This window comes from Candidatus Streptomyces philanthi (assembly GCF_059553635.1).
Window position 1 is genome coordinate 1 of the sequence record NZ_JCANQV010000206.1, and the last position, 10681, is coordinate 10681.

Below are 10681 nucleotides of genomic sequence, written 5' to 3' on the forward strand. Positions count from 1 at the left end.
CGGTGCTGCTGGAGCAGGCCCTGGCGGAGCTGGAGCGGATGGTCGGCATGGAGCCGGTCAAGCGGCAGGTGCGGGCGCTGTCGGCGCAGCTGCGGATGGCCGGGCTGCGGGCCGGGCAGGGCCTGCCGGTGCAACCGCCCAAACGCCACTTCGTCTTCTCCGGCCCCTCGGGCACCGGCAAGACCACCGTCGCCCGCATCCTCGGCCGGGTCTTCTACGCCCTCGGGCTGCTGGGCGGCGACCATCTGGTGGAGGCGCAGCGGGCCGACCTGGTGGGCGAGTTCCTGGGGCAGACAGCGGTCAAGGCGAACGAGCTGATCGACTCGGCGCTGGGCGGCGTCCTCTTCGTCGACGAGGCGTACAGCCTGTCCAACTCGGGCTACAGCAAGGGCGACGCGTACGGCGACGAGGCGCTCCAGGTGCTGCTCAAACGCGCCGAGGACAACCGCGACCGGCTGGTCGTCATCCTCGCGGGCTACCCCGAGGGCATGGACCGGCTGCTGGCCGCCAACCCGGGGCTGTCCTCCCGCTTCACCACCCGCGTCGACTTCCCCAGCTACCGGCCGCCGGAGCTGACCGCGATCGGCGAGGTCCTGGCGGCGGAGAACGGCGACCGCTGGGACGAGGAGGCCCGGGAGGAGCTGAGCAGCATCAGCGGCCATGTCGTCGAGCAGGGCTGGATCGACGAGCTGGGCAACGGCCGCTTCCTGCGGACCCTGTACGAGAAGAGCTGCGCCTACCGCGATCTGCGGCTGTCGGCCTGGACCGGCGCCCCGGGCCGGGACGACCTCGCCACGCTGCGGCTGCCCGATCTGATGCAGGCGTACGGGGAGGTGCTGTCGGGCCGCGGTCCCCGGGACGCGGGCGGCGGGCCTCCTGGGGAGCCCGGCCGCTGACGGTGGTTCACCCGGAAGGGGCCCGGCCGGCCGGACGGGCCCCTTGTGTCACCCGGTCAGGGCACGGTCGTCCTCGTCCCGCCGTACCGTGTCCGCGCGCGGCGCGGTGAGCCCGGCGCCGGCGGGCGTTTCCGTGGCGGGACGCTCGTGGTGCGCGGGGTCGCGCATCTCGCCGACCAGCTTCTCCAGGACGTCCTCCAGCGCGACCAGGCCGAGCACCCGGCCGTGGGGGCCGGTGACCGCCGCGAGGTGGGAGGCGGCCCGGCGCATCGCGGTCAGCGCGTCGTCCAGCGGGAGTTCGGCGCGCAGGGTCGTCATCGGGTGCCAGACCCGCTGCGGGACGGCGCGGTCGCGTTCCTCCAGGTCCAGGACGTCCTTGACGTGGAGGTAGCCCATGTAGGCGCCGCCGGGGCCGCGGACGGGGAAGCGGGAGTAGCCGGTGCGCACCGTCAGCTCCTCCACCTGGCGGGGGGTGACGGTCGCGTCGACGGTGACCAGCGCCGACCGGTCGAGGAGTACCTCGGTGACCGGGCGGCTGCCGAGTTCCAGGGCGTCGGCGAGGCGTTCCTGCTCGGCCGGGGCGAGGAGTCCGGCCTGCCCGGCGTCCTCCACCAGATGGGTGAGCTGTTCGCTGGTGAAGACCGCCTCGACCTCGTCCTTGGGCTCCACCCGGAAGATCCGCAGCACGCCCCGGGCGCAGGCGCCGAGCAGGGCGGTGACGGGGCGGCAGAGCCGGGCGAAGGCGACGAGCGGGGGGCCGAACCACACGGCGGTCCGTTCGGGGGCCGCCATCGCGAGGTTCTTGGGGACCATCTCGCCGATGACCAGGTGGAGGAAGACCACCGTGGCCAGGGCGAGGACGTAGCCCAGGGGGTGGACCAGCGGGGCGGGGAGCCGCAGCGCCCGGAAGACCGGTTCCAGCAGCCCGGCGACGGTGGGTTCGGCGACCGCGCCGAGCGTCAGGGAGCAGACGGTGATGCCGAACTGGGCGGCGGCCATCATCTGCGGCAGGTTCTCCAGGCCGTCGAGGACCTGGCGGGCGCGTTTGGAGCCGCCGGTGGCCAGCGGCTCGATCTGGCTGCGGCGCACGGAGACCAGGGCGAACTCGGCGCCGACGAAGAAACCGTTGACGAGGACGAGCAGCGCCGCGAAGAGGAGTTGGACCACGCTCATCCGGTCACCTCCGCCGGCTCGCGGACGGGCGCGGGCGCGGGGGCGGTGCGCACGATCCTTATCCGTTCGGCCCGGTGGTGGGCGACCAGCCGCACCCTCAGCCGCCAGCCGTCGAGGTCGGCGGTGTCGCCGGGGGCGGGGATCCGGCCGAGTATGTGGGCCATCAGTCCCGCCACCGTCTCGTAGGGGCCTTCGGGGGCCTTCAGGCCGATGCGGCGCAGGGTGTCGACGCGGCAGCCGCCGTCGGCGTCCCAGGCCGGGCGGCCGTCCTCGGCGGGGGTCTGGGCCAGTTCGGGCAGGTCGGCCCGGTCGTGCTCGTCGCGGACCTCGCCGACGAGTTCCTCGATGATGTCCTCCAGGGTGACGACGCCCGCGGTGCCGCCGTACTCGTCGACGACCACCGCTATGGGCGCCTCCCGGCGCAGCCGTTCGAGCAGCGGCGCCACCGGGAGCGTCGCGGGCACCAGCAGCGGCGGGACCGCGATCCGTTCGGCGGGGGTGCGCAGCCGCTCACCGGCCGGGACGGCCAGCGCGTCCTTGAGGTGCACCATGCCGGCGACCTCGTCGAGGCGGGTGCGGTAGACGGGGAAGCGGGACAGGCCGGTGGCGCGGGTGAGGTTGACGACGTCCTCGGCGGTCGCCGACGCCTGGAGGGCGCTGACCCGTACCCGGGGAGTCATCACGTTCTCGGCCGTCAGGTCGCCGAGGGAGAGAGTGCGGACGAACAGGTCGGCGGTGTCCTGTTCGATGGCCCCGGCCCGCGCGGAGTGGCGGGCCAGGGAGACCAGTTCGCCGGGGGTGCGGGCGGAGGCCAGTTCGTCGGTGGGCTCGACGCCCAGGGCGCGGACGAACCGGTTGGCGACGGTGTTCAGCAGGGTGATCACCGGGCGGAAGAAGCGGGAGAAGGCGCGCTGCGGCCGGGCGACGAACCGGGCCACCTGGAGCGGCCGGGAGACCGCCCAGTTCTTGGGCACGAGTTCGCCGACGACCATCTGCACGGCGGACGCCAGCAGCATGCCCAGGAGCACGGCGGTGCCGGGGACCATGCCGCGGGGCAGCCCGGTGGCGGCCAGCGGCCCGTCGAGCAGTCCGGCGAGCGCGGGCTCGGCGAGCATGCCGACGACCAGTGAGGTGATGGTGATGCCCAGTTGGGTGCCGGAGAGCTGGAAGGAGAGTTCGCGCAGTGCGGCGACGACGGTGCCGGCGCGGCGGTCGCCGCTCTCCGCGGCCCGTTCGGCGTCCGCCTTCTCGACGGTGACGAGTCCGAACTCCGCGGCGACGAAGAAGCCGTTGGCGAGGATGAGGACGAGTGCGGCCGCGAGCAGGAGTGCCGGGCCGGTCATGCCGCCGCCTCCGGTGTGCTCGGTGGTGCGGGAGGGGCGGCGCAGGTACTACAGGACGATCCGTCCATTGCCGGAGGGAGTCACTCCTCAGGTCGCAGTGGCCCCGGGGAGGGGCGGGGCGCATGGGGTGCCCCGGACAACAGAGTAAGGGCTGTCCCGCGATCCCTCGCGGGTCGGCGCACGGCGTCGGACGCGGTGCCTCGCACGGCGGACGGGCGTCCGGATGCCGGGCGTGTCCGGATGTCCGGGCGGCGCGGCGAGGTGCCGTGGCGGCCGTCGTGCGCCCGCCAGGGGGACGGCCCTTGGACAGCGGCGTGCGGTCCCGGCACGGTCACCCGTCGGCGGGGCCGCCGGAACCGTGGCTCTCGGCGAGGGCGCGCAGGGCGCGGGCGTCGCGCAGGGCCTGCTCCTTGGCGATGCCGGGCTGGATGCCCATCGCGGGCAGGCTGGTGCCGTCGGCGAGGTCCAGATGGACCCACGGGTCACCGACCCGGAGGTTGACGCGCAGCACCTGCGCCCAGGCCAGGTCGCGGCGGGTGGTGAGGTTGACGACGGTGACGCCGTCCGGCCGGGCGACGACCTTGGGGCGGGCGAGCAGCAGCAGGACGGCGAGGACGATCAGACCGGTGCCGACGAAGCTCAGCCGTTCCCCGCCGGACAGTCCCGGCAGCGTCAGCGCGACGACCGCCAGGGCGGCGAGCTGGGCGAGGCCGACGCCGTAGAGCACGGCCCGGGTGCGGGTGGGCCGGAAGGTCACCGGGAGGCTGGGCAGGGGCGCGGGAGCGGACACGTCGTCGGTCTTCCGTCTGAAGGTGCTGGGGTCGGGCGGGCCGCCCGCCGGCGGGGCGGGCGGCTTCCGGTCACAGCCGGCAGGCGTGGATGCCGGTGGTGAGGATCGCGCGGGCGCCGAGGTCGTACAGCTCGTCCATGATGCGCTGGGCGTCCTTGGAGGGGACCATCGAGCGGACCGCGACCCAGCCCTCGTGGTGCAGCGGGGAGACGGTCGGCGACTCCAGGCCGGGCGTGAGGGCGACGGCCTTCTCGACGTGCTCGACGCGGATGTCGTAGTCCATCATCACGTAGCGGCGGGCGACCAGGACGCCCTGCATGCGGCGCAGGAACTGACGGACCTTCGGGTCGTCGGCGGGCGCGCCGGTGCGGCGGATGACGACGGCCTCGGAGGTGAGGATCGGCTCGCCGATGATCTCCAGGCCGGCGTTGCGCAGGGTGGTGCCGGTCTCCACGACGTCCGCGATGACCTGTGCGACGCCGAGCTGGATGGCGGTCTCGACGGCGCCGTCGAGGTGGACGACGGACGCCTCCACGCCGTTGTCGGCGAGGTGCTGCTCGACCAGGCCCTGGAAGGAGGTCGCGACGGTCATGCCGCCGAACTCGCTGACGTCCTTCGCGGTGCCCGGCCGGGTGGCGTAGCGGAAGGTCGAGCCGGCGAAGCCGAGCTGGAGGATCTCCTCGGCCGGGGAGCCGGAGTCCAGCAGCAGGTCGCGGCCGGTGATGCCGATGTCGAGCTTGCCGGAGCCGACGTAGACGGCGATGTCGCGCGGGCGGAGGAAGAAGAACTCGACCTCGTTCTCCGCGTCGACGAGGACCAGTTCCCTGCGGTCCTTGCGCTGGCGGTAGCCGGCCTCATGGAGCATCGCCGACGCAGGCTCGGACAGTGAACCCTTGTTGGGGACGGCGATGCGCAGCATGAGGGGTGCTTCCTTTGCGGGTGAAGGGATGCGGTGCGGGGAGGTACGGGTCAGGGGCGGGGGGTCACAGATGGGCGTAGACGTCGTCGAGGGAGATGCCCTTGGCGACCATCATGACCTGGAGGTGGTAGAGGAGCTGCGAGATCTCCTCGGCGGCGGCGTCGTGGGACTCGTGCTCCGCGGCCATCCACACCTCGGCGGCCTCCTCGACGATCTTCTTGCCGATCGTGTGGACGCCCGCCTGGACCAGCTCGGCGGTGCGGGAGGTGGCGGGGTCGCCCGTGGCGGCCTTCTGCTGGAGCTCGGCGAAGAGCTCCTCGAACGTCTTCTTGGACATGGTGTTCCTACCCTACGCGGTGATCGACCGGCGGTGTGCAGCGCCTCCGCGTGGCGCGGGGCGGCGGCGCGTCGCCCTCACCGCCAGGGCTCGGCGACGGTGCGCAGGGTCGCGGCGGTGGCGACGGCGGCGGTGACCGCTTCGTGCCCCTTGTCCTCGGCGGAGCCGGGCAGGCCCGCCCGGTCGAGGGCCTGCTCCTCGGTGTCGCAGGTCAGCACGCCGAACCCGACGGGGACGCCGGTGTCGACCGCGACCTGGGTCAGGCCCTGGGTGACGCCCTGGCAGACGTAGTCGAAGTGGGGGGTGCCGCCGCGGACGACCACGCCGAGCGCGACCACCGCGTCGTAGCCGCGGCCGGCCAGGACCTTGGCGACGACCGGCAGCTCGAAGGTGCCGGGGACCCTCAGCAGGGTGGGTTCGTCGATGCCCAGTTCGGCGAGGGCGCGCAGCGCGCCGTCCACCAGGCCGTCCATGATCTTCTCGTGCCACTGGGCCGCGATGACGGCCACCCGCAGGTCGCCGCAGTTCTTCACGGTCAGTTCGGGTGCGCCCTTGCCGCTCATGTCTCTCCTCGTACGGGTGGTGTCGCCGGTGGGTGGTTCAGCGGGCGTCGAGCCAGGGCAGGTCGTGGCCCATCCGGTCCCGCTTGGTGCGCAGATAGGTCAGGTTGTGCTCGCCCGCCTGGACGGGCACCGGCTCGCGGCCGGTGACGGCCAGCCCGTACCGCACCAGGGCGGACGTCTTCTCCGGGTTGTTGGTCATCAGGCGTACGGAGCGGACGCCCAGGTCGTGCAGCATCTGGGCGCCGGCGGCGTAGTCGCGGGAGTCGGCCGGCAGGCCCAGTTCGAGGTTGGCGTCCAGGGTGTCGCGGCCCTCCTCCTGGAGGGCGTAGGCGCGCAGCTTGGGCAGCAGGCCGATGCCGCGTCCCTCGTGGCCGCGGAGGTAGACGACCACACCGCGCCCGGCGGTGGCGACCCGCTCCAGGGCGGCCTCCAGCTGGGGGCCGCAGTCGCAGCGCAGCGAGCCGAAGACATCGCCGGTCAGGCACTCGGAGTGCAGCCGGACCAGGACGTCCTCGCCGTCGCCGAGGTCCCCGGCGACCAGGGCGATGTGCTCGACGCCGTCGGTGGTGGAGCGGTAGCCGTACGCGGTGAACGCGCCGTGCGCGGTGGGCAGCCGGGTCTCGGCCTCGCGGCGGACGACGGGGTCGGAGGTCCGGCGGTAGGCGATCAGGTCCTCGATGGAGATGACCGACAGGCCGTGCCTGCGGGCGAAGGGGATCAGGTCGGGCAGCCGCAGCATGGTGCCGTCCTCTCCCGCGATCTCCACGATGGCGGCCGCCGGGCGCAGTCCCGCCAGCCGCGCGAGGTCCACGCCGGCCTCGGTGTGGCCGGCGCGTACCAGGACGCCGCCGGGCCGGGCGCGCAGCGGGAAGACGTGGCCGGGCCGGACGAAGTCGCCGGGCGTACTGCCGCCGGAGGCGAGCAGCCGCAGGGTGGTGGCGCGGTCGGCGGCGGAGATGCCGGTGCTGACGCCATGCGCTGCGGTGGCGTCGACGGAGACGGTGAACGCGGTCCGCATGGACTCGGTGTTCTCCTCGACCATCTGCGGGAGGTCGAGCCGGTCCAGGTCGGGGGCCTCCATGGGCGCGCAGATCAGGCCGCGGCATTCGCTCATCATGAACGCGACGATCTCGGGGGTGGCCTTCTCCGCGGCGATGACGAGGTCGCCCTCGTTCTCGCGGTTCTCGTCGTCGACGACCACGACCGGGCGGCCCGCGGCGATGTCGGCGACGGCCCGTTCGACGGGGTCGAGCCGGAGGTCGTCCGCCGCCCCGGTGTCCTCGGTGGCGTACCAGCTCTGCAGTGCGGTCATGCCGCTGCTCCTTCCAGGACGGGGCCGCGCGCGGCGCGCGAGCGCAGCCACCAGTCGCGCAGGCCCCAGGCGACGAGGGCGAGGTAGACGACGTAGACGAGTCCGGAGAAGGCCAGTCCGCTGCTGAAGGCGAGCGGGACGCCGACGACGTCGACCAGCAGCCAGGCGAACCAGAACTCGACCAGTCCGCGGGCCTGCGCGACCATCGCGGCGAGCGTGCCGACGAAGATGTAGGCGTCCGGCCAGGGGTTCCACGACAGCTGCGGCAGAAGGGTGAACAGTCCGCCGACGGCCGCGGTGCCCAGGGCCGTGCCACCGGCGAGGAGGGCGCGTTCGCGCCAGGTGGCGAAGCGGACGGCGATGCTGCCGTCCTGGGCCGTCCGGCGGCCGCGGTGCCACTGCCGCCAGCCCCACAACGCGACGCCGATGACGAGGAGTTGCTTGCCTACGCCGCCGCTGAGGTGGGCGGAGGCGTAGGCGCCGACGAGGATCACGCCGGAGAGGACCTGGGCGGGCCAGGTGAGCAGGGAGCGCCGCCAGCCGAGGGCCAGGGCGGCCAGGCCGATGGTGTTGCCGATCATGTCGGACCATATGACGTGCTGTCCGAGAACCGTGAACGCCTCACCGTTGAGCCAGCTCGTCACGCTCACCGGCCGGTCTCCTTCGCGTCCGCGACGCGGTCGCCGAGCAGCCGTTCCACGTACTTGGCGAGGACGTCGACCTCCAGGTTGACGAGGTCGCCGGGCTTCTTGAGGCCGAGGGTCGTCAGGGCGAGCGTGGTGGGGATAAGGCTGACGGTGCAGTCCTCGCCGGTGGCGTCGACCACGGTGAGGCTGACGCCGTCGACGGTGAGGGAGCCCTTCTCGACGACGTAGCGGGCGAGCCGGTCCGGCAGCGAGATCCGTACCACCTCCCAGTGCTCGCCGGGGACGCGTTCGAGGATCGTGCCGGTGCCGTCGACGTGTCCCTGGACGAGGTGGCCGCCGAGCCGGCCGCCGAGGGCCATGGGGCGTTCCAGGTTGACGCGGTCGCCGGGGGCGAGCGCGCCGAGGGAGGAGCGGTGCAGGGTCTCGGCCATCACATCGGCGGTGAAGGTGCCGTCCGCGCTCTCCACGACGGTCAGGCAGACGCCGTTGACGGCGATCGAGTCGCCGTGCCGGGCGCCGTCGGTGACGAGGGGTCCGCGCAGCCGGAAGCGGGACGCGTCGCCGAGGTCCTCGACAGCGACGACCTCACCCAGTTCTTCAACGATTCCGGTGAACACTTCAGTTCTCCTCGGGACGGGGGTGGCGGACGGGAGTGGCGGTGATGCGCAGATCCGGACCGAACCGGTCGACGGCGGTCACATCGAGGCGCAACGCGCGGGCGAGGGTGCTGATTCCGGCGTCGCCGACGGCGGCCGGACCGGCGCCGAGCAGCACGGGCGCGAGATAGCCGACGACCTTGTCGACGAGGCCCGCGCGGAGGAAGGCGCCCGCGAGCGTGGGCCCGCCCTCCAGCAGGACGGAGCGCACATCGCGGGCGTAGAGGGCCTGGAGGAGGCCGGGCAGGTACAGGCCGCGGCCGCCGTCGGCGCGCGGCAGGCGGACGAGGGGGGCGAGGCCGTCGAGGTGGTGCGCGTCGGTGTCCTCGGCGACCGCGACGAGGGTGGGGGCGGTGCCGTCGAGGACGCGGGCGCCGGCCTTGACGGCGGCGGCGCCGGAGTCGACGACGACCCGCAGCGGCTGGCTGATCTCGTCGTCGGTGAGGCCGGTGACCCGGGCGCCGAGCTGGGGGTCGTCGGCGCGGGCCGTGCCGGAGCCGACGATGACGGCGTCGGCGAGGGCGCGCAGCCGGTGCACGTCGGCGCGTGACTCGGGCGAGGAGATCCAGCGGCTGGTCCCGTCGGCGGCGGCGATCCGCCCGTCGAGGGTGGCCGCGTACTTCCACAGGACGAAGGGGCGGCCGAGCCGGACGGAGGTCAGCCATGCCTCGTTGCCCTCGGCGGCCTCGTCGGCGAGGAGTCCGCCCTCGACGTCGATGCCGGCGGCGGTGAGGGTGGCCGCGCCGCCGGTGGCGCGGGCGTCGGGGTCGGCGACGGCGTAGACGACGCGGGCGATCCCGGCGTCGATCAGCGCCTGGGCGCAGGGGCCGGTGCGTCCGGTGTGGTTGCAGGGTTCCAGGGTGACGACGGCGGTGCCGCCCCGGGCGCGTTCCCCGGCGGCGCGCAGGGCGTGGATCTCGGCGTGCGGCCCTCCGGCGCGCCGGTGCCAGCCCTCCCCCGCCGTACGCCCGTCGGCGTCGAGGATCACGCAGCCGACGACGGGGTTGGGGCTGGTGTGTCCGAGGCCGCGGGCGGCGAGTTCGACGGCGCGGCGCATCGCCGCGGTCTCGGCGGGGGCTGAGGTGGCCACCGGGTCCTCCTGCCTCGTCAGGCACGGACTCCGGGGCTGTCATGGACGACAGAAGCGGACGAGGGGACGGCGGATGCGGCCGTACGCGGGGTGCGTCCGGAAACACGCCGGACGGACCCGCCGACGGCGGAATCCCGTACCTCGCCGCCGCGCACTGCCTCCCATCCGGACTTTCACCGTCGGTGCAGGAATTCCACCTGCTCAACCGGCCGCTGGCTGCGGACGGGTCGCGGACTGTTACCGCCGGTTCGGAATTACACCGACCCCGGAGTGCGCTGCTGCTCGTATCAGTACCGTCTCAGTCTGCCACGGTCCCCCGCGGGCCGTGCAAGCACGCCTGTGTGGACTGGCTCACAGCGGGCGGGGTGCCGGGGCCGGTCCGGACTCCGCCTTATGGGCACGCGGGCGTCCTGGTAGCTTGCCGCGCATGGCCGGCCCCGAGGCACCCGACGCCCTCCCCGTGTCCGCCGTGCGCCGGGGGCGGTGGGCGATCGCCCTGGTGTTCCTCGTCCACGGCTCGGTGACGGGCAACTTCGCCACCCGTATCCCCTGGATCCAGGACCACACCGGCATCAGCGCGGGACAGCTCGGGCTGGCACTGGCCTTCCCCGCGATCGGCGCGTCGCTCGCCATGCCGCTCGCCGGCCGGATCAGCCACCGCTTCGGCGCCCGTACCGCGCTGCGCGGACTGCTCGCCCTGTGGACCCTGTCGCTGGCGCTGCCCGCGCTCGCCCCCGGTATGGGGACGCTGTGCCCGCTCCTGTTGCTGTACGGGGCGAGTTCGGGCACGGCGGACGTGGCGATGAACGCGCTGGGCGTGGAGACGGAGAACCGGCTGGGCCGGCCGGTCATGTCCGGGCTGCACGGGATGTGGAGCGTGGGCGCGCTGCTCGGTTCGGCGGCCGGGACGGCGGCGGCGCACGCCCAGACGGACGCCCGGCTGCACCTGGGGGCC

At 73.8% G+C, this 10681-nt stretch carries 12 protein-coding genes and 1 riboswitch; of the genes, 2 read left to right on the forward strand and 10 right to left on the reverse strand.

Annotated features, from left to right (window positions below):
• On the forward strand, nucleotides 1–896 hold an 896-nt coding region (locus tag AC51EU_RS21335; protein WP_496268623.1), incomplete at its 5' end, for an AAA family ATPase.
• 48 nt (nucleotides 897–944) lie between these two features.
• On the opposite strand, the gene AC51EU_RS21340 is transcribed toward AC51EU_RS21335, so the two are convergent.
• The 10 genes from AC51EU_RS21340 to ribD form a co-directional block, all read right to left on the reverse strand.
• Nucleotides 945–2069, reverse strand: coding sequence for a hemolysin family protein (locus AC51EU_RS21340; protein ID WP_496268624.1), 1125 nt, complete (start codon nucleotides 2067–2069; stop codon nucleotides 945–947).
• A complete protein-coding gene (locus tag AC51EU_RS21345; RefSeq protein WP_496268625.1) occupies nucleotides 2066–3412 on the reverse strand; it encodes a hemolysin family protein in 1347 nt (448 codons plus the stop codon). Before AC51EU_RS21345 ends, AC51EU_RS21340 begins: the two co-directional genes overlap by 4 nt.
• A gap of 331 nt (nucleotides 3413–3743) precedes the next feature.
• Entirely contained in the window at nucleotides 3744–4202 is a 459-nt protein-coding gene (locus AC51EU_RS21350) for a PH domain-containing protein (RefSeq protein ID WP_496268626.1), read from the reverse strand.
• 70 nt (nucleotides 4203–4272) lie between these two features.
• On the reverse strand, nucleotides 4273–5121 hold the full coding sequence (gene hisG, locus AC51EU_RS21355) for an ATP phosphoribosyltransferase (RefSeq protein WP_496268627.1): 849 nt from the start codon (nucleotides 5119–5121) through the stop codon (nucleotides 4273–4275).
• A 64-nt stretch (nucleotides 5122–5185) separates the two neighbouring features.
• Entirely contained in the window at nucleotides 5186–5458 is a 273-nt protein-coding gene (locus tag AC51EU_RS21360; protein ID WP_016571913.1) for a phosphoribosyl-ATP diphosphatase, read from the reverse strand.
• 77 nt (nucleotides 5459–5535) lie between these two features.
• Entirely contained in the window at nucleotides 5536–6021 is a 486-nt protein-coding gene (gene ribH / locus AC51EU_RS21365; protein WP_496268628.1) for a 6,7-dimethyl-8-ribityllumazine synthase, read from the reverse strand.
• Between the two features lie 37 nt (nucleotides 6022–6058).
• Nucleotides 6059–7333, reverse strand: coding sequence for a bifunctional 3,4-dihydroxy-2-butanone-4-phosphate synthase/GTP cyclohydrolase II (locus tag AC51EU_RS21370; protein ID WP_496268629.1), 1275 nt, complete (start codon nucleotides 7331–7333; stop codon nucleotides 6059–6061).
• A complete protein-coding gene (locus AC51EU_RS21375; RefSeq protein ID WP_496268630.1) occupies nucleotides 7330–7983 on the reverse strand; it encodes a nicotinamide mononucleotide transporter family protein in 654 nt (217 codons plus the stop codon). Before AC51EU_RS21375 ends, AC51EU_RS21370 begins: the two co-directional genes overlap by 4 nt.
• Nucleotides 7980–8597 carry a riboflavin synthase gene (locus AC51EU_RS21380; protein ID WP_496268631.1) on the reverse strand — a complete coding sequence of 206 codons (618 nt, stop codon included), beginning with the start codon at nucleotides 8595–8597 and terminating at the stop codon, nucleotides 7980–7982. The genes AC51EU_RS21375 and AC51EU_RS21380 overlap by 4 nt, the downstream gene beginning before the upstream one ends.
• A gap of 1 nt (nucleotide 8598) precedes the next feature.
• The gene (gene ribD, locus AC51EU_RS21385; RefSeq protein ID WP_496268632.1) at nucleotides 8599–9726 is read right to left on the reverse strand and encodes a bifunctional diaminohydroxyphosphoribosylaminopyrimidine deaminase/5-amino-6-(5-phosphoribosylamino)uracil reductase RibD; all 1128 of its coding nucleotides are present in this window, start codon (nucleotides 9724–9726) and stop codon (nucleotides 8599–8601) included.
• A gap of 147 nt (nucleotides 9727–9873) precedes the next feature.
• Nucleotides 9874–10004, reverse strand: a riboswitch (FMN riboswitch).
• Between the two features lie 149 nt (nucleotides 10005–10153).
• On the opposite strand from ribD, the gene AC51EU_RS21390 reads away from it, so the two are divergent.
• Nucleotides 10154–10681: MFS transporter (locus AC51EU_RS21390; RefSeq protein ID WP_496268633.1), on the forward strand; the 528-nt coding region annotated here is incomplete at its 3' end.